This is a genomic window from Runella sp., from assembly GCF_965279615.1.
Taxonomy (GTDB): Bacteria; Bacteroidota; Bacteroidia; order Cytophagales; family Spirosomataceae; genus Runella.
The window spans coordinates 2,186,794-2,211,444 of record NZ_OZ257252.1; the positions used below are offsets into that span (position 1 = coordinate 2,186,794).

Consider the following 24,651-nt stretch of genomic DNA (forward strand, 5'->3'; position numbering starts at 1 on the left):
CGACAACAACTATGAAAAAGCAATTAATTGTCCTGCTCCTATTTATAGTGACGGCCACTTCCTGCAAGGATTTTTTATCCCTAAGTCCTGAGTATCAAATCAGTGACCAAACATTTTTCAAAAACCAAAATGACTTTGAAACCGCTCTGACGGGCGTTTACAGCACTTTTCGCGGTTTGTTCAGCTCAAGTGCGGTGCTGTACATGACTGAATTGGCGACTGACAACACCGAAATTCAGTGGTCGTCGCCGTCTACTGATGAGATGCAGATGGACCAAAACGCGGTAACGTCCACCAATGGGTTTGTGCGCTCGGTGTGGAACTCCTGTTTATATACCATTTCGCAAAGCAACGGTATCATTAACCGCATCGACGCGGCCACTTTTGACCAAACCGTTAAAGACCGCATCAAGGGCGAAGCCAAATTTTTGCGGGCTTACAGTTATTTTTACTTGGTACGATTGTACGGCAACGTTCCGATTGTGACTCAAACCTTCAGCAGCCCGGAACAAGTGGCCTCGGCCGACATGGCGCTGAAGCCTAAAGAGGAAGCATACAAAGTGATTTTAGCGGATTTGGCCGAAGCCGAAACGCTGTTGCCCGCCACCCTCAACACCGACAAAACCAAAGCCTCTCGCCTAACGGTAAAAGCCTTGTTGGGGAAAGTACACCTTACGTTAAAGAGTTACGATCTGGCCACCACAAAATTGAAAGAAGTGATCGATGCCAAATCGTACAGTTTAGCGGCCGATTATAAAACGCTGTTTACTAACGGCAATAACAATTTGGCAGAGTCCATTTTTGAGATAGAATACGTCTCGGGGCGAAGCATGGGAAATAATTATTCATCGTTGTTTACGCCCGCCATTACCAGCATGGCGATTTTTACCAATAACCTGCAAGGCTCCGGGCGCATCGTACCTACCTTGGATCTGGCCAAAGCTTACGAAGCGGGCGATGTACGCAGAGCGCTGTCGGTCAGTGACTCGGTGTTGCTAATCGGAGGGAAGAAATCGTACAGCCGCTATGGATTAAAATTCGTGGATTTTAAAGCCATCGACCTCTCCGACGGCAGTATCACTTTTATGCCGTTACGCTATGCAGATGTACTTTTAATGTACGCCGAAGCATTAACTGAGCAAGGTAAAACGGCTGAAGCACTTCCTTATATTAACATGGTTCGTACTCGCTCGAAATTGACCGATTTAGCCGGACTGAGTCAGGCAGCTTTACGAACGGCCATCGAAAAAGAACGCCGCGTCGAATTTCTGTACGAAGGCCATCGTTGGTTTGATCTGGTTCGTACGGGACGGGCACAGGCGGTACTGAATGCACATTATGAGAGTTTGAAACTTTCGTTTAAAGTGGATGATTTTGAGCTCATTTTCCCGATTCCGCAAAACGAAGTGGATTTGAATCCGTCGGTCGTGAAACAGAATACGGGTTATTAGATAATAAGATTAGACTTGGAAAGTTTCAAAAACTTTCCAAGTCTTTTAACCACACTTAAACCTTTATCTCCATGCGTTTGTCCGTTTTCCTGCTTTCCTGCTTGCTGAGTTTTGTCCTGTTGGGTCTTACCACCGATACCCCCAACTTGGACAACTCTACCTTGAAGGGTAAATCGTTTAATAACATTACGTTGGAACTGTCGCTCAAACCGTTTAAGAAAAACGACAAAGCATATATCCAAGACGTTGCCAATGAGATATTTACGCAATGGCACGCGCTTTTGCGGCATACCGATACGGTTTCGGTCATGCTGTGGACGTCCGATGGCTCGGAAATTCTGGATTACAAAGGCAACTTGACCCAACCCTTGGAATGGGCGCGTTATATCGGCAATCCCAATACCGAACACGAAGTAGGATCAGGACCAAAAGAACTGTCTTTGCACGAACGAGCGTATTTGTACATGGAAAATCCGCCCAAATTCACGTACGGTGATTTGAAATTTATCATCCAAACCTTAAAGGAATCCGGGAAACGAATCACGGGAAAACCCATTCGCATCGGTGCCACGTTTGACCCCGGCCCGGAGTTTGCCAAATCGGAATTCAAGTATAAAAAACATCCCGAGATTTTGGGTGGAAATGCCATGGGTCACAAAACCATGGTGAGCTGTTACGCCACGCTCAACGCCGACAAAGACGCCTACGCAGGATTTCCCAAAGGCATCCCCGCCGACACGCCTTTTGGTACGTTTTTAGGTCGACAAAGTCAGCATTTTTTAACTGATTTGGGATACGATTATATTTGGTTAAGTAACGGTTTTGGCTTTGGGGTTGAAGGGTGGTCATCTACAGGTGCATCCTTTACGGGCAAAGCATTTCAACCCGAAAAATTGCCCGACATCAAAGCGAAGATCACCAATTTCTGGAATCTTTTCCGCAAAGAATGCCCTCAATTTCAGATTCAAACGCGTGGTACAAACCTCTCAACGGGGGCAGATCTGGCCCGCGACGGCGTTGATTTACAGCAGATTTACGGAGGAAAATACAATATGCTCCCCCCCCCCAATTCGCCTTGGGCGGCGTTGGATGGCGATTTTGGGTTGGAAATGGTCGGGTATATGTCACGCATGGCCGAGCTACCCGATGAGCGTTATCTGTTCCGCTATTACACCCACGACCCGTGGTGGGTCAACAGTCCGTGGCTCGACCGCTATGGCAGTGAGCCGCATGATATTTATCTGCCCATGTCGGTGGCGCGTATCAATGCCAAAGGCGAAGTGCGGCTTCCAACGCACTTAAATTTCCTGACCATTGACAACTCTTACGGCGAATTGCCCACGCAGGTCCCCGATGAAGTAACGCCCCACATTCTGAAAGCGCGTTACGAAGCCCCAACAGCGCCGGGGCCGTTGGTTTGGGTCTATCCTTTTGAAGAATACCATCGTTGGGCGTACACGCAACCCCAACGCATTTCGGAGATTTATTACGGCGATTGGCTCATTCGCCAAGCGATCAACAACGGCTTTCCGCTCAACACCATTATTTCCACTCAATCATTTCAAAAAGTAATTGCCTCAAGATCAGACTACTTCAACGAATCCATTCTGGTGAGTATCGTCCCGGAGGCAGGCTCATCGTTTGAAAAACAGCTCATCAATTTTGTGCAAAAAGGCGGCAAATTGCTCGTTTACGGCCCTGCCGATCATGCTAGCCCTGATTTTCTTAACTTGTTAAATCTGCAAAATGAAACTCCATTGGAAGGAGAATTTCAGGTAAACTCCAGCATTACAACCGACGTTTTGGATAAAAAATATCCTGATAAAATCATCCACAGCGCTCTGTTTTCGGGTGGCGGCGTTCGGACGCAAGTCAAAAATATCACCGATGCTTCTACCAAAGTATTAGCCAAAATGACACAGGGTGTGAATGAACGGGCCGTGGTTTGGGTTCGTAATAAATCGGATTGGCAAGGCGGGAAAATAGCTTACGTGCGCGGCACTAATTCAAGCAAATTTACGGGAGGGAAACTTCTCACGCCCGATGACCCTGAGGAATTATTCACCGGCCCTTTATTGTTGCGCTACGTTCTCAAAGAGTTTGGAGTTGATTATCGCATTGATAAACGAAATCCGTCGGTAAAAAATCCCGTTTTGACCATTGCACGAAGCAGCAACGGCTTTTTCTTTTCGGGTTATTGTCCCAATACCACCATTACTCATCGCTTCAAAATGCCGCAGGGCATACCCATCCTGACGGGTTATGAAACCGAGCTTCGCGATGGATTTTCGGTATACTCAATGCCCAAAGCATGGCACCGCGAAAGCCGTATTTTCCTCGAACAAAATGACGGTATTGTCTCCTGTCAGGAAATGACATCGGGTGTAAAACACATGAAACGCTGCCTCCGACTCACCGGACTCAAAAACGCCACCGTTCGCATTTACCCCGACGACAATGTGCAGGAAGCGGATCTAAACGTGTATTTGAATACGCGCTACCCGTGGAAAAGCGGCCGAACGGCGTTCAAATTGGGGGATAAAAAATACGGGAAACATTTTGTGGTTGAAAACGTAAGCGGTGAATTGGTTACGTTTTGGTAAATGTAGTGCGATTTGGCCTCGCCGAGGTCGTTGGGACGATATTCGTCCATTTTCTACAAACGTTGCGCTTCTCCGAAGCTGAATTTGGAGATTCCGATTTTCTTATTCTACAAAGGTCATGCTTCTCCGAAGCTGAAAACCTATGCTTCGGAGAAGCGCAACATTTGTAGAAAATCAAAAAATACCCCACACATAATTCAGCTTCGGAGAAGCGCAACATTTGTAGAAAATCAAAAAATACCCCCACACATAATTCAGCTTCGGAGAAGCACGACCTTTGTAGAAAATCAAAAAATACCCCCACACATAATTCAGCTTCGGAGAAGCACGACCTTTGTAGGAAATCAAAAAATACCCCCACACATAATTCAGCTTCGGAGAAGCGCAACATTTGTAGAAAATCAAAAAATACCCCACACATAATTCAGCTTCGGAGAAGCACGACCTTTGTAGAAAATCAAAAAATACCCCCACACATAATTCAGCTTCGGAGAAGCGCAACATTTGTAGAAAATCAAAAAATACCCCACACATAATTCAGCTTCGGAGAAGCGCAACATTTGTAGAAAATCAAAAAATACTCCCACACATAATTCAGCTTCGGAGAAGCGCAACATTTGTAGCCTCAAAATCAAACAATTTACTGAATTGTAACCAATGAAAAATACATCAATTTTCCTGCTATCAATATGTTTTATAACGAGTTATGCGCAAAACAATGCATTAACGAAGCCTTTGTTGCTGAAAAATTTCAAAAACCCACCCAATGAAGCGCGCCCCAAAGTGTATTGGTGGTGGCTGAATGGTTATACCGATCCGGTTCGGATGAAGGAAGAATTAGTAGCCATCAAAAACGCAGGGTTGGGCGGCGTGGATATTTTTGAAATAGGTCTGCCACCTGCCAGCGACCCGAATCAAATTATCCCTTCCGGCCCCGCCTTTATGGGCGATTCGTCATTGAAAGCCATCAAATTTGCGATTGATGAAGCAGGAAAATTAGGTCTGGAAGTGGGACTCAATTTAGCCAGCAGTTGGAATGCCGGCGGCACATGGGTAACGCCCAAGCATTCCGCAAAAACGCTGTACTTTTCCAAAATCGCCGTTACGGGCGATGCAAAACAGTCCGTAAAGTTGCCATTTCCCACCATTACCCCCGATAAACAAGGCAAACCACGCCCTATTGTTTACGGTGCTGACGGCAAGCCGGCGTATTATGAAGAGGTAGCGGTTTTGGCATTGCCTGCCGGCGTAAAGACCGGCTTAGACACCACGCAAATCATTAACGTGACTGCCTTTTTTGACCCTAAAAAAGAGCAACTTACCTGGGACGCTCCCAAAGGAAATTGGGAAATTTACCGATACATCTGCTCCAATTCGGGTGAGCAACTCATCCGACCCACGCCGCGTTCGGTCGGGCCGATCATTGACCATTTTGATTCCTCGGCCACGCAAATGCACGTAATGTATTTTATTGACCGCCTCAAACCGTTGTTGGGAGATTTCAGCAAAAGTGCTTTAAAAAACCTGTACTTAGCCAGTTACGAAGCCAAAGAGTTTACATGGACTCCTACCCTGCCCGCTGCCTTTAAGAAGTTGAATGGGTATGATCTGTATAAATTTTTGCCCGCCATTTTCAACAAAGAATGGTATTCTTCAACGGCAGTCAATCCATTTCAATTTGATTTTGACCATACATTGTCAGAATTGATGATCAATAACCATTACCGAAAAGCCAAAGAAATCTGTAATCATCATGGACTGAAGATCATTTCCGAAGCCGGCGGGCCGGGGCATCTGCACCACATTCCCGTTGAAACCCTTAAAGCATTGGGCTCATTGGACGTGCCTCGGGGGGAGTTTTGGTACAATCGCACGTTTTTTGACAAAGACAGCATCGTTGATCTGCTTTATTTGGTAAAAGAAATTGCGGCGGCTTCGCACATCTACAAACGCGGCATTGTGGAAGAAGAAGCCTTTACGAGTTATTGGGATTGGCAGGAAGGCCCGGCCAATTTAAAACCTTTGGCCGACCGCGCATTTTGCGAAGGAATGAATCGTTTGGTCATTCACGGTTTTACACACAATCCAACGGGCATGGGCTACCCGGGCATTGCCTATTTTGCAGGGACCCATTACAATGACCGACAGGCTTGGTGGCCCAAAATAAAGCCTTTTAATGATTATCTGAGCCGTATTTCGTACATTCTCCAAAAGGCCGACTTTATGGCTGACGTACTCTATTATTACGGCGACGCCATTCCCAATCTGGTCCCTCCCAAAAACTCCACCTTCAAAGTTGGTGAAGGTTTTGATTATGAGATAATTAATACCGAAGTCTTATTGAAAGACCTCACCGTAGAAAACGGAGAATGGGTGCTGCCACAGGTAGGAAGATTTAAAGTGCTGAGTCTCGGTAAAGGTGAAAAACTCAATCCTGAAGCCATGTTGAAATTAAAAAAATTACAGAAACAAGGCGGCATTATTACGGGAATGAATGTTAGGGAAAAGTTGGCCATTCCGCCCGATTTCAGTTATGCCAATCAACAAAAAGGAGAACTGGACTACATCCATTACGCTAAAAACGGGCTTGATTTCTATCTGGTCAGAAACACTACAGACCAATGGGTTTCCCATGTTTGCGCCTTTCGGCAATCCGAAAAAATACCTGAAATTTGGGACCCGGTTTCTGGGAATAGCGCCCCCATTACTGTTTATGAACAGGTAAACAATCAAATCAAGTTGCCGATTTCGTTGCCGCCTTACGGGTCATATTTCGTCGTATTTTCTACATCAGCAGCAAAGCCCCATTTCAATCATTTGACTTCTGCCACTTCAACAACTCCCCGTTTGGAGTATACTTCCGGCGGTTTTTACTTATGGGAAGAAGGAAAGTTTGAAGCAGAAAAAGGAGTTGATAAGACCCAAATAGACAATAAAACGATTGTTCAGGCGCTAAATGGCCCTTGGAAACTTTCTTTTCCCAAAGGTTGGGCCGCTCCCGAATCAGTCACTTTTCCCCAACTGATTTCATGGAGCAAAGCAAAACAGCCCGGCGTTTGTTATTTTTCAGGAACGGCGGTCTATCAACAAACATTTCAATTTAATAATACGCCTTCTTCCTCTTCAAGAATTTACCTTGATCTGGGCAAAGTAGCCGAAGTAGGAGAAGTATGGTTGAATGGTAAATCAGCAGGAATTGTCTGGACGCCGCCGTATCGGGTTGATATTACCGACGTTGTGAAGTCGGGCTCAAATACCTTAAAAATAGAAGTAGCAAATACCTGGTCCAATCGCCTGACGGGTGATGGGATTACGGGTGAAAAGTATACCAAAACCAACATTACTAAAGCCAATAAAAACCTTGTTCCCTGGGAACAATTGCCTCTGAAAGAATCAGGACTCCTTGGCCCTGTAACGATACAGGTCATTAAAACCATTCGCTGACAATTATGAAACATTGTATCTTCGTTTTCTTTTTGGCGCTGATAGGTTGCATTTCATTCGGACAAGCGCCAATTCTCGTCCAAGAATCCAAAATTGAGGGCGCTACCCGAATTCGAGATGTGATTTATGGGTACAAATCCGGAATGGCACTTACCATGGATGTACTCAAACCCGCCCGCCCCAATGGCATCGGTGTGGTCTATCTATTAAGCGGCGGTTGGCGCTCCGACCACAGTATGATCGAAAAAAGGCTTCGTCATTTTAAGTATTTTACCGACAGAGGCCAAACCGTTTTTTTGATCATTCATGGTTCTGTTCCTAAATTTTTGATCAATGAAGTGATTCAGGATGTTCACCGCGCTGTTCGGTTTGTTCGTTATCATGCCACAGACTATGGTGTTGACCCAAATCGGTTGGGCGTTTCCGGCATGAGTTCGGGTGGGCATTTATCACTTTCTATCGGTACCGGTCTGGGAAAGCTTTCACTCTCAACCATCTCCAACGACCCCGTTGACCAAGTTTCGAGTCAGGTTCAGGCCGTTGCGTGCTTCTTCCCTCCTACCGATCTGGTCAATTATGGTTCACCGGAACTTTTATTTGTGGAACAGGAGCACCTCAAACGCTACCATCCTGCCTTTGCGGTCGATACTAAAACGCGGGAAGAAAAACGAAAAGTCATGCAGGAATTATCGCCCATTTATGCAATTTCCAAACAGATGCCGCCTATCCTTCTCTTGCACGGAACACAGGATACGATCGTACCTTTGGAACAATCGCAGCGGTTTATTGCTCGGGTAAAAGAACAGGGGGTTCCCGCTCAATTGATTATTCATCAGGGCGGAGAACACGGTTGGCCCGAAACGTGGGAAAGCGATCTGAATTTACTGGCCGATTGGTTTGAAAAATACTTATTGGGTTCCAAATAACAACTTCCGAGGTAAATTCCCAAAAGTTGTTCAAAAAATAAATAGGATGAACTATAAACGTTTTCTACTTCTTTCACTGCTGTTCCCGGCTTTTCTCAACGCCCAATCCATCGCCGATTCAGCCACGTATTTATCAGAAATCAAAAAGGAACTGGTGACACAATGGCCTAAAAACCGCACCATCAATCTGGTTTTTCACGGACATTCAGTGCCGGCGGGATTTTGGCATGACCATGAGGTGCATACGTTGGAATCGTATCCCTATTTGACTTTGGGGAAATTAAAAGAACAATATCCATACGCTGTTATCAATGTCATTGTAACGGCTATTGGCGGAGAAAATTCATTAAAAGGGCAAAAGCGTTTTGAAAGCGAAGTTTTAAATCACAAACCCGATGTTTTATTCATCGACTATGCCCTCAATGATCGTTTCTCTGATAGTAATGCTGTAAAAGAAGCGTGGGAAAAAATGATTCAATCGGCCTTAGCGCAAAATATAAAAGTCATTTTGCTGACACCCTCCCCTGATCAGCGATTGGATATCTTAGCCCCCGGCAACCCGTTGGAAGCGCATGTACAACAGATCAAGCAATTGGCAGAAAAATACCGTATCGGTTTGGCGGACCCGTATGAACAATTCAAAAAAGTAGCCGCTCGCGGGGAGTTAACAAACTACATGTCACACGTCAATCACCCGAACAAAAAAGGACACGAATTGATTGTGAATGAACTGCTTAAATGGTTTAAGCCATAATCTTAGAACGCAGATTATTATGATTGTTATGATGAAATAAGTAAACATAATCTTATCATAAAAATCATACAAAATCAGCGTTCCATCAATCAGTTTGCAACATTTCCGGATTTGTAACTGTATTCAGGACTGGCAATGACGGCAAATTTGTATTTGTCGCCGTGGTAATACGACTGTTCAATTTCCACTACTGTATCGCCCGAACACACCACTGCGCTATCCAATACAAAGGCAGGAATAGGCTTGTTTGATTCAAAATTGGTCGTGTTGGGCTCCAAAATTGCCACGCCCAAAGTTTGTTGTACTTCACTGATTTTCAAGTGATATATATCTTCATATACTTTGAAATACGAAACCTCGGTAGGAATTTTATTGATCTTAGGGCATAAGGTCAACGAAATATATTTGACCTCGTCTTTAATGAGCAAATCGTCGGCGTAGCGAAGTTGGTGCAGTTTTAAGACAGGCCCACCGATGATAAAATGTCGTCCGTTGATTTCCGAGGAGATTCCATCCGGCAAAATCGTCTTTTCAAGAACAATATTTTTGGGTGTAAAACCTTCGGCAATCAGGCTATCGTGAAAACCACGCCGCGTGGCATAAATAGAACCGAGCGTCCGCAGCAAATGATGGTCTTCGGTGCGATTGAGCACAAACGTTCCTTTGCCCTTGATTCGCCGCGCCCAACCTTTGGACTCTATTTCGAGCAAGGCTTTTCGGGCCGTTGTATTACTTATTTTATAGTTCTTAATAAGCTCATTTTCGGACGGGATTTGGTCACCCGGGAGCAGTTCTCCCGATTTTATTTTCTCAATGATCTCCTCACTAATGGTGACAAATTTTGCCTTAACTGTAATCATTCCGTTTTTAATAATTAAGTACTCTTACGCATTTATTTTAACTATCACGCAAAGCCGCCAAGATATTGTCCATCATACATTTACATCTTTGCCGCAGCGACGGACTGCGGCTTTGCGTGAATAATTTTATCGTCTTATTTAAAAGAACCGGTTAAAATTCAGATTTCAAAATGATCGTGCCAAAAACGATCGAAATCTCCCAGATTTCTTTTTCAGTTGAAGTAAATAAATACCTTTATAGCTATCAACCCACCGAAAAAGAATGTTTTTTTTAAATCCAATAAACAGGAAAATTAGCTTAATTTTAAAAAATACTCCCAAAATGAAGACCTATTATTATTCAAATACAATGCTTCGTTTAGTGCTCTTTTATTTTTGTTGCTTTACTGAATTAACAGCTTTTGGAAGGGGCAAAAGTTTTGTTATCTCCAACCCGCTTGGTATTAATCCTCGTGTGCAAGCGTTGGGATTTACGTATCCTGCACAAGCGCAACTTATGTATCAGGCCGCAAATGAGGCAAATACGTATACCGATCAACGTTTTGGTGTGGGTTCTCAGAGCCAGGACAATAACAGTGCCAATGCCTTTCGGCATTCACTCTGGAATGCTCTTTCGGTCAAAAAAATAAAGGATGCGGGAAGCAGCGAAGCTACGGCAGTAGACATTGTTCAACAATTTACGTCGGCCTATGAATACGATGATTCCGGTACAGCATTGATTAAGAATGCCGCTTCGGCCATGGACCTTCACAATAATTTGGTCGGGCGTTCCTTCAAAAATTATACGACGATCAATCAATTGCTCGATAGCCTTTTCTTAAAAGCCATTGAGCCTAAAGTAATTACTTCAACTCTTAATCAGATTTTGGCCGGCCACAGCGCCGATGTAAATACGGCTTGGGATTTATTGGAAAATACTGACAGCTCCCTCCTGAGTGTCAGTAAATCGTTGGTTCGAATTGATCCCTGCACGGTATTATTAGTGTTGAATCATACGATAACAAACACTGTAAAATTTGAAGTAAGTACTGTAATTCAGGCCCAAAACATCCTTTCTCCCTCGGCCCGCGTCACTTATGACGCTCAAAATTACGTATTACTGAATCCCGGCTTTAAAGCAGAACAGGGAAGTATTTTTACGGCTTATGTGGACGGGTGCGGCAATAAGTAGCGCTTATTTTTGCAACTCGGTTCCCCCTTCCAAGCACAAAATACCTGATCCAATTTGCCTTTTCTATTACCAATCTCAGTAGTTCCCGGCAGATTCACCGGACAAATTTATCATGTAGGAAAATTTGCTAACTTGCCTCTAAACTTTAACCTTAACTTTCCATGAAAACCATCACTTACGGCACTTTGGTGCTGATACTTGCCTTTTCAGCCTGCAAAACCACTCCGGAACAAACCAAAGTACTCACCCAAGCGGATTATCCCGCCGCGCCGGTAGCCCCCAAAAAAAGCCGGAAATTTGCCAATCACGGCTACAAACGTACCGACGATTATTTCTGGCTCAAAGACAAAACCAACCCCGAAACCATCGCTTATCTCAAGGCCGAAAATGCCTACGCCGATACCGTCATGGCGGCGACTAAACCTCTCCAAAAAACGCTCTTTGACGAAATGAAGGGGCGCATCAAAGAAGAAGACCAATCGGTACCGGCGTTTGACAATGGCTACTATTACTATTCGCGGGTGGAAAAAGATAAACAGTACAGTATTCAGTGCCGTAAAAAAGGCAGTACTGAGGCCGCAGAAGAAATCATATTTGACGAAAACAAAATGGCCGAAGGCAAACCCGCTTTTATCATGGGGGGTTTTGAGGTCAGTGATGACAATAACCTTGTAGCGTATGTCAGCAATACTACCGGTTCTTACGCTGAGTACGAACTCAAATTCAAAGATTTACGAACGGGCAAAGACCTTTTGGACATCATTCCCCGCATGGGCGGAAGCATGGCGTGGGCGGCGGACAACAAAACAGTATTTTACGCCGTACCCAATGAGGCATTGCGTTCACACAAAATTTTCAAACATGTACTGGGAAGTACCGGTAAAGACGAATTGGTATATGAAGAAAAAGACGAGCTGTTTAACTGCTACGTAGGCCGGTCGAAAACCAAAACCATTATTGCTATCTCATCCTCAAGCTTTACAAGTTCTGAAACACGGTTTATTCCGGCCAACCAACCTGCCGCTGCTTTTAAAGTGTTTTTACCGCGCCAAAAAGACGTAGAATATAATATTTCTGACCACCCTGCTCATTTCTATCTTTCGTGGAAGGACCCGCAAAACAAAAATCAAAAAGTATATCAACTGCCCAAAGAAGGTTATCAGGATCGCGGCACATGGAAAGAGATCATTCCTCATGACCCCAAAGCAAAGATCGAAGGAGTGGACATATTTGAAAAATACATGGTTGTTACCAAACGCATCAACGGTCTGCTCCGGATGCAGGTACGCGAACTGGCAACGGGCACTGCCAAAACCATTGATTTCCCTGAACCGGTCTACACGGCCTATCCAAGCGGTACACCTGATTTTGCAGCTACCAAGTTTCGTTATTCATATACTTCGCTCAATCGTCCCACGACTACCTACGACTATGACATGGCCACCGGCCAAAGCATCAAACTCAAAGAACGGGAAGTACCAAGCGGTTTTAACCCGGAAGAGTATGAAGTAAAACGCCTCTGGGCTACGGCCAAAGATGGGGTAAAAGTGCCAATGGCTATCGTTTACAAAAAAGGTCTGAATTTGGACGGCAGTAATCCGTGTTTGCTGTATTCATACGGCTCGTACGGGTATTCGTCCGATGCGGGTTTTAATTCCAATGTCTTTAGCTTGGTCAATCGGGGGTTTGTGTATGCCATTGCGCAGATACGCGGCGGGTCAGATCTGGGCGAACAATGGTACGATGACGGTAAGTTGCAAAAGAAAATGAACACGTTTACCGATTTTATCGCCTGCGCCGAATACCTGATCAAGGAGAAATACACCTCTTCCGCTCACTTAGCCATCAATGGAGGCAGTGCGGGAGGATTGCTCATGGGAGCCGTTACCAACCTTCGTCCTGATCTGTTCAAAGTGGTAGTGGCAGAAGTGCCTTTTGTGGATGTTATCAATACCATGTTGGATGCCAGCCTGCCGCTCACGACGCAGGAATACGAACAATGGGGCAACCCCAACGTGAAAAACGATTATGACTATATTATGACCTATTCGCCGTATGACAATCTCAAAAAAACGAATTACCCTAACATTCTGGCAACGGGCGGTCTTAATGACTCACAGGTAGGCTTCCATGAACCGGCCAAATGGGTAGCAAAACTTCGTGCTTTAAAAACCGATCAGAACATCACATTGCTGAAAATCAACATGGACTCCGGTCACGGAGGTGCCACAGGCCGATTTGATTACCTGAAAGATGAAGCATTGAATTACGCTTTTATTTTGAGTCGAATGGGAATGAATAAGTAGCACTTTCACCTGCAAAAGCATAGAACGAAAAAAAGCGATTTCAGAGAAAAATCGCTTTTTTTATATGCCGGGCAACCCTTGTCGCTTTTTCTGCATTTCTATGATTGAAACCCAATATCATCCCTGTGTATCGCTGGCAAAAAGTCATTGAAATGTGCAAAGAAAACAACCGATTCGCGCAAAATCGGTTGTACGAAGCCTTTTCGGGGCGCCTGTTTCGGGTATGCATGCGCTACGTAAGGCTTCAGGAAGACGCCGAAGAAGTATTAATGAACGGTTTTCTGAAGTTTTTTCGAGGGTTGCCTAATTTTGATTATCGCGACGACAACAGCCTGGAAGTATGGCTCAAACGAATCATGGTCAATGAAGCCCTCATGCACCTGCGTCACCAAAAAGCATTGCCCGTCTTTACGGATTCCGACGAGGCGGAAGCAGGTGTGTACATACCTGACCATGTCATTGATACTGAGGCTATTTATGCGGCTATTTTGGAGTTGCCTACGGGCTATCGGACTGTTTTCAATTTGTACATTATTGAAGGATACACACACGAAGAAATTGCCAAACAGCTGAATATCAACGCAGGAACGTCAAAGTCTCAACTCAGTAAAGCGCGAGCCATGCTGCAACAACTTTTAAAACAACGAGGGTATGAGCAATACGGAACAATTTGATGAATGGATACGTGGGGAAATGGAGAGCCTCGACAGTTCGCCTGAAAATTTCAGGCAAAGCGCCATTTGGCAAAAACTCCAAACAGAACTGCATCCTGCGCCCGAAAAGAAACCGTTCTTTTTAACAGGAATGTTTACTGCGCTGAAGGCATCCAATTACCGTATTTCGGCGGCAGCAGCATTGTTGTTTTTGGCGGGAGGCGTTTGGTGGAAAACAATACAAACGCCAAATCAACCAGCTGTTGATCAATCAGTAGTAAAAAAACAAAGTATTTCCCCGATAGCGAAAGAACAACCTTTGATTGTTGCTGAAAATAACTTAAAAAAAGAGAATTTGCCGGTAAAGAAACACATCTTGTCTCAAAAACAGCCAAAAGAACAGCTATCGGGAGTTAAGATTTCTCAGGCCATAGCCTTTGCCGAATCTAACGAAAATGTTGGTACCGATAACGTCGGCAAGGTTTTGAACCGCAGACGCGCAGTCCTTGCCGACGTCCCCCCCGAGACCCCCATAGAAATTTCCATTACTCAATTACCGGAAACCACTCCACAAACCAATAAATTGACCGCAAAAATCACGGCAAAACCTAAATTCAAAATTGTTCACGCCAATGAGTTGGCTGATTATCAGAAAGCTGAGATAGCGGAAGCACGGGAAAAAGAAGCAAAAGCCAGGGGATTTATCGTCATCAACTGGAAAGCCAATGCCAACAATCAATCTGAAAGTACCTTAACATCTTATTTTAAAAACAAATCTTCCAAGGCCGATTAACAGCCACTTTTTAACAAACCGGTGCGGCGCTCCGCAACTACCGATTACCATGAAAATCATCATCACCACGATGCTCTGCGTGAGCATCCTCAGCCACGCTTTTGCCCAACAATTACCGGGCGTGTTGCCCGGCGCGCTGGACCGCCACAGCAAATACAGCTTTGATCTGGGACAGGGAAATAAGATGCTCGCCTACGCCCGCACCGTGCAGGACTTGCAGAAATTTCAAAACATTGACTCTGTTTTGATGCTGTTTGCCAAAGAGTACAGAGAGATCAAAGGCGCATTGGCCGAAAATACCAGCTCTCGCATTGCGACCTACAAACTTTTGGATAATAATCAGCACCAACTTGATATTACCGAACAAGCCTCTGCAAAGCAGCGATTTCAATTCAGGGTCGGGGGCAGTGAGCCTTTGCTCATCAAAGATGTGCAGGATACGTTGCTGATCATTCACACGTTTCTCAAACCTGTAAAAACAAAATCAGGGTCGGTGCAATTAAACGAACACCTTTATTTCTGTCTGGTAATGAACCGATTAGACGATATTGAGGCGCTTGTCCAAAAAGGAATTGCTAATGCTAAAATTCGACAGTCCTTACAGGATGTAGCCAAGTATCCGCACCATAATTTACAGAAAGCAGGCTTTCGCTACGATCTGATATATGCTCCCGATTCAGATACTCCTTCCTTTAAAACGGTCGAAACACAAAATGCGGATTTTATTGCCATTCACCCTTCAGTCGGGTTGGGGGCTTTCCGGAATCAGTTGGTTCCTAATTTTCAGGCCGATTTTTCTTTTGTGCCGAGCAGATATGGCCTTATCGGGTACACTTTAGGTTGGCGCAGCCTGTTTTTTACCGAACGCAATGACATTACCCAACGTCTTGGTGCTCAAACCAATAGCTTTGTACACGCAGGTATCACCATTTATGATTTCAGAAGAACCCAATCTAAACGTATCAATCCCAATCACATCCTTTTCGGAATCTATTTGGGACATTCGGTAATGCGTCGGGTCGATATTTTTGACAAAAACACATGGAATCTTTCCATGACCGTTGCCACCAAAGGAATGTTCAAAATACAGCCCGAAATTTATTTCAATGGCTTTTTCAAAAATGTAATGCCGGGATTCCGAGTCCAGATCGGGTTATAAAAACTATGAGTTACGGCAGTATTCTATGCAACCGCCGTAACTCATAGCTGCTGTCAAACCAAAAACGTTGATCAATGCGCTTAAAGGTAAGTTCCCAAATTGTGGAACTTTTTTTCTATTTTTGCCTTTATGCGAATATACTCACATAAAACTTTAAGGGAATTTTGGGAACAGCATCCTGATGCAAGAACCTCATTGGAAATGTGGTATGAAAAAATGGAAGCGAACACCTACGAAAGTCCGAATCAGGTAATCAAGGATTTCAAAGATGCGGACATAGTTGGGAACGGTAGGATTGTTTTTAACATAGCACTCAACAAATACAGGTTAGTGGCCTATTTCCGGTATAAGTTCCACGCTGTTTATGTTAGGTTCGTTGATACTCACAAAGAGTACGATAAAATAAAAGACATTTCAACGCTTTAATCAACTGTCATTATGATAATGGAAAATCGACCTATTCAAATTAAGCCAATCACAAACGATGAAGAGTTTGCCGAGGCAAATGAAATGATTGAACGCTTATTGGAGTGTCCTGAAGGGTCTGAGGAAGAGAAAATTTTAGAGGCAATTACAATACTCGCTTCAGAGTATGAAAAAAAGCATTATCCGATTCCAAAGCCCAACCCAATTGAAGCCATCAAATATAAAATGGTGGAACTTAAGCTTTCTCAGAAAGATGTAGCGAAGTATTTTGGAGGGGAGAACAGAGTATCAGAAGTATTAAACGGAAAAAGAAAATTAAGCCTCAAAATGATTAAGGAATTACATTATAATTTGGGTATTTCCGCTGATACGCTATTATCCATGTAGTAATCTGACAATCTGATAGGTTAAAAACCTATAGATTGTCATTTTTCCGTCACTTTCCCAATTTCCAATCATCCGTTCGAAAGGGAATGGCAGGTAAGCCTTCTTTGTTAAATAAATTGGGAACGGGCGTATCTCGAAAGGCAAAACGCACCGCAACAGGTTGGCTAACCTTTTCAGAAGTCACTTCAACGGTGTTATTCTTAACAATACGCGCCTCGGCTTTGTAAAAAATATGATCTGCCCCTGCGACTTCAAACTCGGTCAATGGGCCGCCTTTAGCAGCAAGTCCGCTCTCGGCGTAGTCAAAGGTCACAATTGCTTTACTGCCTTCCACGTGCATTGATCTGTATTGTGGACTTTTATAGTTGCCAATCTTTTGGTTATATGTTTCAGCCAGTGCCCAGCCTGCCAGGCGATTACCGACTTCTTTTTTATACGCCGGGTGAATATCGCTCAGGTTATCGACCAAATCCGTTACCACCACCATCCCCGATTTGGTAATATCCATGGCGCGAGTCTGCATTTCACGCACAGCGGGTGCTTTAAACTCTGTGGCATCACCATAATTGAAAGGAGCGATCTGAACGTAGTAAAACGGAAAATCTTTTTGCCAAGCGCCACGCCATGTATCCACCATTAAATGCATCAATTGGTAATACGTAGACGGATAATGGCGGTTTGACTCGCCCTGATACCAGAGCGCACCGGCAATGGCAAACGGTGTGAGCGGTGCCACCATGCCATTATAGATATAACCCGCCTCGCGCGGCCATCCTTTGCTCGGAATCATGGTTTCGGCAGAGGTGCGGGTATTGGGAAAGAGATTGACCAAATGTTCGGGAATCCACGATTCAATGTAGGAACCTCCCCACGCCACGTCGATCAGGCCGATGGGCACGTTGAGCGATTGATTCAGTTTTTTACCAAAAAAATATCCTACCGCACTGAATCGCTTCAATGTCAGTGAGTCACACACAGCCCATGTACCTTTCGTATCAATTTGAGGCGTTTCGGCGGTGAGTTTGGGCATTTTGAAAAAGCGAATGTTGGCATTATAAGCCGTAGGTAATTCTGCTTTGGCGTCTTTTACACCATGTTCGGCGCTCCATTCCATGTTGGATTGCCCCGCGCACAACCACACTTCGCCGATGAGTACGTTTTCCAACACAATTTTGTTACGTCCCTGAATGGTCAGGGTATAAGGGCTGCCGCCCGCTTTCGGCGTCACAATGGTCAATTTCCAAAGGGCATTTTCGTTGGTTACTGTATTCACCGATTCGCTTTGCCAACTTCCCGACACCGTCACTTTTTCTCCCGGCTGCGCCCACCCCCATACCGTAACGTTGGATTGTTGCTGCAATACCATACTACTGCTGAAAATGGCCGGCATATATACATCAGCCACTGCTAAAAGGGGTGAAAAAAAAAGGAGAAGGAAGATTTTTTTCATTTTTGTTCGAAGATTTAGATTTCTCTACGCAAAAGGAATTACTAACGGCATTTTAATGAATGATATCCTTCAATGATCAAATTACCCAGTCCATTATTCGTTGATTTGCTTTTACCATGATTGGTGTAGATGGCTATAACAATGCTGATGGAAGCGCTCACGCCATATGTACCTGCCTTATTGGTCAAGTAATCAATTCTATTAATATCCGTTGGCAAAAGCGTTAGTAAAAAATCAGTTTGATAACGTGGGGCTTCTACCGGAACGCCATCCACTAAAAATAATGGCCCCGGCAGTAAAGCGTTATTGCCACCGGTCGACGTGATCGTATTTGGCCCTCTGAATGTATAAGTAAAAGGAACCCCTATTCCATCGCCTTTTATGGTCAAACTTGGAATATGACTTGACAGCAACATTAAAATGGTTTGAAAATTCCTTTTTTTCTCATCCATCAGAATATAACCATCGGGTTCGTCATAGATTTTCCAAAGCAAATGATTGTCTGAATCATAGTTAAAATCAATGGTTCGGTTTCCCTTTATAATCACTTCAGACAGCGTTTTGCCTTCTCTCTGTATGTGGCTGTTATTTCTTTCAATGTGCCTTTGAAACAGTTTTTTTAAAGACACGCTGTCCAATGCTGCCGGTTTCGATGCGTTGGCAGGAATCCATGATTTTTCAGGTGCTAACCGCACAATCGCATCAATTAGATGCCCTTTCCTGTTCTCTACTTTCACGACGGTTTTCAAAACACCGTAGAAAAGCGTTGAATCGAATACCCGGAATTGACCTGCCTTATCGGTATCGGAAAAGAAAGGATGTCGAAAAAGGGAGTCGATCGGCACCAATGTTAAATGAGCATTCGCAATTGGCTGTCGCTTTTTAGCATCAATCACCGTCCCCTCGATGAAATCGTGAGCTACATTATCATATTCTTTTTGTATTTCCGAAACTGCACTGGATTCAGTTTGCCAAACTCCGAATCTCTTTTGAAAATTCATCACCGAAAAAGAAGTGCCGAAAAGCGGCATTGGAGTTAGCGAACGCATTTTATTGGTATAAGCCCAAAGCGTATAAGCACCCGAAGGAAGGCTATCGGGCAGAGAGATTGCCGTTTCGATAATTCTACTCTCTGTCTTAATTCGGTATTTCTTCATAAGCACATCGCCTTTTTTCAGCTCAAAAATCAATGTATAAGGTTTGGTCAGTGTTTTGGGGCTTAAACTATCCCGAACATCTACCTGAATACATATTGTATCTCCGGCCAAAAAAGACCGGCTGTTTATTTCCAATGAAATAATTGGCGAATGTTGACTTGAAGGCACAACCATTGAATGGGGTTGCGGCAAAGGGGAATAATCATACGGCAACCATTCAGATACTCCTTTTTTGCTCATATCTCCAAATAGCACAATGGCCGAAGGGTCGGTTATCCAACCTGATGAGTCAATAGTCGTTGGTCGTTTCATCTGAATGATGGAGAAAGGGTGAGGTGCATCTCTAAAAACAGGCCTTGACACATACTGCTTTGTGTACACTACTTCAATAGGAGTTCGAAACGATAATCTCTTTTTAGCACTACTGTCCGTTTTTTGAAGAATCAAATCCGTTGAGAGATTTTGGTAGCCCTCACGATTTCCGTAAAAGGAACGATTTTGCAGCGTTGGTACCGAATTTGATTTTAACAAATGGGCATCAAAACCCTCTTCCGTCAGTCTGTTTTTATAAAGCGCTGCAAAAAAATGCCGCGACGAACCTGCATAGGCATCTTTGCGATGCTTCTCCCATTGTTGCTGCGTTTCAGCATTTAGGGAAATCATCGGCTCAAATCTTGTTGTTGTAAGCAGGTGCAGTAATTGATTGTCTTTTTTGAATTCTTCAAGATGCACATGAACTCTGTATCCTAAATAATGATTTTCGATGTTCAGCACGCTTGGCGCATTTGCCCGAAACAGGTTATTTTCAGTAGTGAAATTAAGAATTTCTTTGTTTTGAATAACAACCCGGTCTTTTCCGAAACTGTTTTCTAAAAATAGCTTTTCAAATCGCTTATAGTTTTGCTCCCATGCTTTATCGCGTTTTCCTTTGATCTGTACTTCGCTGAGGCTGACAGTCAATGCTTCCAACGAAAAATTAACAGTAGTAACGGTTGAATTGGCCGAAACGGAGATATTCTTTTTTGAAAGTTTATAGCCCGTCATGGTTACAGCTAAGACATATATTCCCGGCTGAGCAACAATCATTTGGAAATATCCAACCGAATCGACGACAACTGCGATGGTAGTTCCATCTAAAAATGCGGTTGCAAACGGAATTGCATGACCGGTTAACGCCTCTGTAATTCTTCCTTTTATCAGAAAAGTTGTTTGTGAAACTGCTTCCTGATGATGTAAAGAGAGCTTGGCAAGTAATGCAAAGAAGAGAACTTTAAGAAGTAGTTTGTTCATTAAACGTTCGCATTAACAATTTGGAACTTTACTGTTGTGTGTCTTCTCCGCCAATCTTTTCTACTCGAAAAATTGTTGATGAGAAACACCAAAAAAACTAAAGCCAAGGGTATTTATGTCCCGTAGGGGTTACCTATTTGTAGTAGAGAAATAAAATATTAAATCATCGCCGCGTGCCGTAGGTACGCAACTGTCAGGGGTGTACCTACGGCACACTTTCGCAGATGAACTATTTCTTTGAGCTACAAACAGGTAACCCCTACGGGGTAAATGCATATTGATGTCTGTGGTTCAGGTTTCTCAAAACCTGAACCACGGCTAAAACACTGTTAGTCATCACTCCACCATTTGTCGCTTAAAAAAGGCCCAAGCTTCCAGATAAACATCAATGTCACGAGGGTTATTATGCTCTCCATTAATGACTTTCAGCAACGTTACTTCAGGCTTACCGGGCGTTTTGTAAGTATATTTTTCAATGGTCCGGCCATCGGTGGGATCGGTATCGGGCAGCGTTTCCATTGTGGGAGCGCCTTCGTAACCTGCCAATTCATACCAATATTTGAACGAACGGTCGGTGGAGCGAACAAGTCCCAAACTGATACCATTCGTTTTTACTTCGCCTCCTTCGTAAGGATTGGTACGGTCGGCGGTTCCGTTTACGATCATCACCGGAATAGCCATGCGTTTTTCGACGCAATCCATGTTGTTAGTATCGGGTAGATTGGCGATGAGCGCGGTGATGGCCTTGAATTTTTCGGGCATCGTTACTGCCAGTTTGTAAGCCATGTGCCCACCGCCGGAAGTGCCCACGGCAAATACTTTATTGGTATCAATGGCGTATTGTTTATGGAAGTAAGTGATCATGTACTGAAAAAAATCCTTTTCGTTGATGTTTTCCATGTTCGCCGCCGATTGCGCTGTTTTGCGGCACTCGTTCCAATACTTTTTGTAACCGTCGGGATATACGAGAAGAATGTTTTCAGTGGGTGCAATGGCTTCGATCTTTTGGGCACCGTTTCGTTGACCCCGCCCGTTGCCTCCTGAACCGTGCAAAACAAACATCAGGGACGCTTGCGGTTGGGCGGGTTTCAGAAAATGAAACGTGCGGTAATTGCCTTCGATCAATACAGAATCACTTACCAATTGGCCTTGGGCAGTAACAACGCAGAATAAAGCAAAAAGGAAAAACAGAATTTGTCGCATGATTGATCAATAAGTTTCAAAAATTAGCAATTAATGAGCGGAGGCTTTTAAATCTTTTTTTACGGTTGCCCAAGCCGTTTTTCGTAATTGTTTGGCAAAATCGGCAGGCACTTTTTCAGGCACAAAGGTCAACTTGACCGGCGATTCCTGAAACAGAAAACTATACCAAACCAATGCGCCCAAATAACATCCTGCCGGACTGGCATGGTGTGAATCAAAGCCTAATTTGTCTTTATTCAACGAATAACCAACGTGCAGTGAATGGGTCTGATCCGGCAAGGTGGCTGGCGGAGGGTTTTTAAAATCAAAATTTTTGTCCTTGTGGTACGCCCATTTCGGATTTGAGCTCATTTGCCAAAATGCATCGCCCGTTGGAATAACCACCGTATGCAACGACGCGGCAGTGGTACGGTAAGCAGTCCGTGATTTCTCCCACATTTCCTGCTCACTTTTAGCCTCTCCACCTTCCGTCAATTGTCCAAAATCGTTGGAATCCGACCGATACGCCCACGTTTGTTGGAAAACAATGCGGGCGTTGGGTTGTAACTTATGGACGTATTCATAAAGCTTTGTGGCGTAAGGTTCATACGTACTCAGATCGGTGGAAATCTTGGAATACTGCTGAAGTGTAATAACATCCCACGTTCCTTCCGATAAAAGCATTTTCAGCGATTTGTCTTTGTAAGGTTTTCCTTTTTCATCTTCGGGGTTTGCCTCAGCGGCAGCGGCATGTTCCCAGTGACGCTGCAACGAACAACCTCCTAATTCGGCCCTTCCGATAATCAACTCATGCCCACCTTCTTTGCTCAATTCGGGCAAATAGTGCGTCGCGTTTTGCGAAAAACTGTTGCCAATAAGAAATAACCGCAACGGTTTTTTCTGCGCCGAAGCAATTTGGAGAATAAAAAAGAACAGAAAAGGCAGCAAAAACTGATTATAACGTTTTGTAACAGTGTGAATAGGCATGATTCTACTTATGATTGATTATTTATTTAATGTTGTTAATTCTTTCTTGACAGGTCACTTTCTCACTCCTACTTTTTCAGCCCATTGATTATATTTTTCGGTCAACTGTGCCACGATTTCAGGATAAGCCTGCGCCAAATCTTTGGTCTCGGTACGGTCGTTTTCCATATCATAAAGTTCCCATTGGCTTTTGCCTTTAAGTCCTACCAATTTCCATTTTCCCTGACGAATGGCGCGATTATCGAAATGTTCCCACGCCAAATAATTGTGGTCTTTACGGGTTTTTCCTTGCAAAATCGGCACTAAGCTCTTTCCTTCCACGGGTTTCAGGTTTTGCTTACCACTCAGATGTTCCACTTCGGCCAAGTCAAGAATCGTCGGCATAAGGTCAATAATATGGCCGACCTGCGGTGTTTGAAAAGACTTCTTAATGAGCTTCGGATAATGCACGATCATGGGCGTAGCAATACCGCCTTCGTGCGTAAATTGTTTGTACATCCGGAAAGGTGTATTGCCTACCGCTGCCCATTCTTTGCTGTAAGTGGTATAAGAGCCTTTTTGTCCCGCCGGCGTTTTCAGCGCAACGGCATACGCATCGTCTCCCAAATCTTTTTTTGCACGAGCATCCAACACTTCCGAACAGGCTCCGTTATCCGACAAAAACACGATCATTGTGTTATCCAGTTGTCCATTAGCTCGAAGTTTTTCTACGATTCTGCCAATTCCTGCATCCATTCGGCTCACCATCGCGGCATAAGTGGCCATTTTCAAATCCCATTCGTCCTGATTGGGGGTGTTTGTCCAGGAAGCAATTTCAGGATCGCGCTCCGGCAAGACGTATTTTTTGTCGAAAAGTCCCATTTTTTGCTGTCTGAGGTAACGTTCTTTCCGCAATTCATCCCAGCCTTTTTTGTATTTCCCTCTAAACTTTTGAATTTCTTCGTCGGGCGCATGCAGGGGCCAATGGGGTGCGGTATAGGCTACGTATAGAAAAAAAGGCTGATTTGTCTTTTCGTTGGATGAAATGTATTCAACGGCTTTATCACTGATGGCATCGGTCATATAAAAATCCTTGGGCAAAGTGTAAGGCTCATTGTCTTCCAACACCAATCGACCGGGCAAGACTTCATAATAGCTCGACGCGCCGCTGATAAGGCCAAAATAACGGTCAAATCCGCGTTGTAAAGGCCAATCGGCGCGCTCTTCGCCTACGTGCCATTTACCTGACATAAACGTTTGATATCCTGCCGTTTTAAGCACTTCAGCTACGGTAGCGGTTTGTCGACTCAGCCAACCTTGGTAAGGGTTTTCCTGCGCCCGATCTTTTACTTTCGTCACCACCATTTCGCCCATTCCCGCCTGATGCGGATACACGCCCGTCAGCAGCGCCGCCCGACTGGGACAGCAACGGGCCGCATTATAAAACTGCGTAAACTTGACGCCATTTTTAGCAAGGTTATCCAAGTGTGGCGTGGGAATCTCGGACCCGTAACACCCAATGTCACTAAACCCCATATCGTCGGCCATGATGACGATAATGTTAGGTTTTGAAGCCTTGACAGGTGGTCTGAAATTCAAACCCGCCAAACCCAAAGCAGCAAGAAATGTACCTATGAACGTGTATTTCATCCTATATGAGTTGAAAAAGGTGC

Annotated in this window: 19 protein-coding genes; 12 read left to right on the plus strand and 7 right to left on the minus strand. The window is 44.2% G+C overall.

All coding sequences use genetic code 11. The features are described 5' to 3' along the window. The first annotated feature begins 11 nt into the window (after positions 1–11). Positions 12–1,451 (plus strand): RagB/SusD family nutrient uptake outer membrane protein, encoded by a 1,440-nt coding sequence (locus ACQY73_RS09590; RefSeq protein WP_428664762.1) that lies wholly within the window; start codon positions 12–14, stop codon positions 1,449–1,451. Between the two features lie 71 nt (positions 1,452–1,522). After that, positions 1,523–4,054 (plus strand): hypothetical protein, encoded by a 2,532-nt coding sequence (locus ACQY73_RS09595; RefSeq protein ID WP_428664765.1) that lies wholly within the window; start codon positions 1,523–1,525, stop codon positions 4,052–4,054. A 174-nt stretch (positions 4,055–4,228) separates the two neighbouring features. Here ACQY73_RS09595 and ACQY73_RS09600 read toward each other — a convergent pair whose 3' ends face one another. Further along, positions 4,229–4,558 (minus strand): hypothetical protein, encoded by a 330-nt coding sequence (locus ACQY73_RS09600; protein ID WP_428664768.1) that lies wholly within the window; start codon positions 4,556–4,558, stop codon positions 4,229–4,231. Positions 4,559–4,711: 153 nt separating this feature from the next. Here ACQY73_RS09600 and ACQY73_RS09605 point away from each other — a divergent pair, with 153 nt between their 5' ends. Genes ACQY73_RS09605 through ACQY73_RS09615 form a run of 3 tightly spaced genes read left to right on the plus strand, consistent with a single transcriptional unit; the run spans position 4,712 to position 9,178 of the window. Beyond that, on the plus strand, positions 4,712–7,498 hold the full coding sequence (locus ACQY73_RS09605) for a glycosyl hydrolase (RefSeq protein ID WP_428664771.1): 2,787 nt from the start codon (positions 4,712–4,714) through the stop codon (positions 7,496–7,498). 5 nt (positions 7,499–7,503) lie between these two features. Next, entirely contained in the window at positions 7,504–8,424 is a 921-nt protein-coding gene (locus tag ACQY73_RS09610; RefSeq protein ID WP_428664774.1) for an alpha/beta hydrolase, read from the plus strand. 46 nt (positions 8,425–8,470) lie between these two features. Next, positions 8,471–9,178, plus strand: coding sequence for an SGNH/GDSL hydrolase family protein (locus ACQY73_RS09615; RefSeq protein ID WP_428664777.1), 708 nt, complete (start codon positions 8,471–8,473; stop codon positions 9,176–9,178). Positions 9,179–9,267: 89 nt separating this feature from the next. On the opposite strand, the gene ACQY73_RS09620 is transcribed toward ACQY73_RS09615, so the two are convergent. Then, positions 9,268–10,038: a GntR family transcriptional regulator gene (locus ACQY73_RS09620; protein ID WP_428664779.1), complete on the minus strand. Its 771-nt coding sequence runs from the start codon at positions 10,036–10,038 to the stop codon at positions 9,268–9,270. Between the two features lie 322 nt (positions 10,039–10,360). Here ACQY73_RS09620 and ACQY73_RS09625 point away from each other — a divergent pair, with 322 nt between their 5' ends. The 7 genes from ACQY73_RS09625 (at position 10,361) to ACQY73_RS09655 (ending at position 16,933) form a co-directional block, all read left to right on the plus strand. Beyond that, on the plus strand, positions 10,361–11,209 hold the full coding sequence (locus tag ACQY73_RS09625) for a DUF6973 domain-containing protein (protein WP_428664782.1): 849 nt from the start codon (positions 10,361–10,363) through the stop codon (positions 11,207–11,209). A 161-nt stretch (positions 11,210–11,370) separates the two neighbouring features. Further along, positions 11,371–13,515 (plus strand): S9 family peptidase, encoded by a 2,145-nt coding sequence (locus ACQY73_RS09630; protein ID WP_428664784.1) that lies wholly within the window; start codon positions 11,371–11,373, stop codon positions 13,513–13,515. A 104-nt stretch (positions 13,516–13,619) separates the two neighbouring features. Then, positions 13,620–14,189: an RNA polymerase sigma factor gene (locus ACQY73_RS09635; protein ID WP_428664786.1), complete on the plus strand. Its 570-nt coding sequence runs from the start codon at positions 13,620–13,622 to the stop codon at positions 14,187–14,189. Beyond that, positions 14,167–14,961 (plus strand): hypothetical protein, encoded by a 795-nt coding sequence (locus tag ACQY73_RS09640; RefSeq protein ID WP_428664789.1) that lies wholly within the window; start codon positions 14,167–14,169, stop codon positions 14,959–14,961. Before ACQY73_RS09635 ends, ACQY73_RS09640 begins: the two co-directional genes overlap by 23 nt. Positions 14,962–15,010: 49 nt before the next feature. Then, entirely contained in the window at positions 15,011–16,120 is a 1,110-nt protein-coding gene (locus tag ACQY73_RS09645) for a hypothetical protein (protein ID WP_428664791.1), read from the plus strand. 129 nt (positions 16,121–16,249) lie between these two features. Beyond that, positions 16,250–16,546 carry a type II toxin-antitoxin system HigB family toxin gene (locus ACQY73_RS09650; RefSeq protein WP_428664794.1) on the plus strand — a complete coding sequence of 99 codons (297 nt, stop codon included), beginning with the start codon at positions 16,250–16,252 and terminating at the stop codon, positions 16,544–16,546. A gap of 18 nt (positions 16,547–16,564) precedes the next feature. Continuing rightward, positions 16,565–16,933 (plus strand): helix-turn-helix domain-containing protein, encoded by a 369-nt coding sequence (locus ACQY73_RS09655; protein WP_428664797.1) that lies wholly within the window; start codon positions 16,565–16,567, stop codon positions 16,931–16,933. Between the two features lie 49 nt (positions 16,934–16,982). Here ACQY73_RS09655 and ACQY73_RS09660 read toward each other — a convergent pair whose 3' ends face one another. From ACQY73_RS09660 to ACQY73_RS09680, 5 genes are all read right to left on the minus strand, one after another. After that, complete coding sequence (locus ACQY73_RS09660; protein WP_428664800.1) at positions 16,983–18,383, minus strand: sialate O-acetylesterase; 1,401 nt, start codon at positions 18,381–18,383, stop codon at positions 16,983–16,985. Positions 18,384–18,424: 41 nt separating this feature from the next. Next, the gene (locus ACQY73_RS09665) at positions 18,425–20,830 is read right to left on the minus strand and encodes a carboxypeptidase-like regulatory domain-containing protein (RefSeq protein ID WP_428664803.1); all 2,406 of its coding nucleotides are present in this window, start codon (positions 20,828–20,830) and stop codon (positions 18,425–18,427) included. A 336-nt stretch (positions 20,831–21,166) separates the two neighbouring features. Next, positions 21,167–22,033, minus strand: a complete 867-nt coding sequence (locus ACQY73_RS09670) for an alpha/beta hydrolase family esterase (RefSeq protein ID WP_428664806.1) — start codon at positions 22,031–22,033, stop codon at positions 21,167–21,169. 30 nt (positions 22,034–22,063) lie between these two features. After that, complete coding sequence (locus ACQY73_RS09675; RefSeq protein WP_428664809.1) at positions 22,064–22,999, minus strand: DUF4886 domain-containing protein; 936 nt, start codon at positions 22,997–22,999, stop codon at positions 22,064–22,066. 54 nt (positions 23,000–23,053) lie between these two features. Then, positions 23,054–24,628: an arylsulfatase gene (locus tag ACQY73_RS09680; protein ID WP_428664811.1), complete on the minus strand. Its 1,575-nt coding sequence runs from the start codon at positions 24,626–24,628 to the stop codon at positions 23,054–23,056. Between the last annotated feature and the right edge of the window lie 23 nt (positions 24,629–24,651).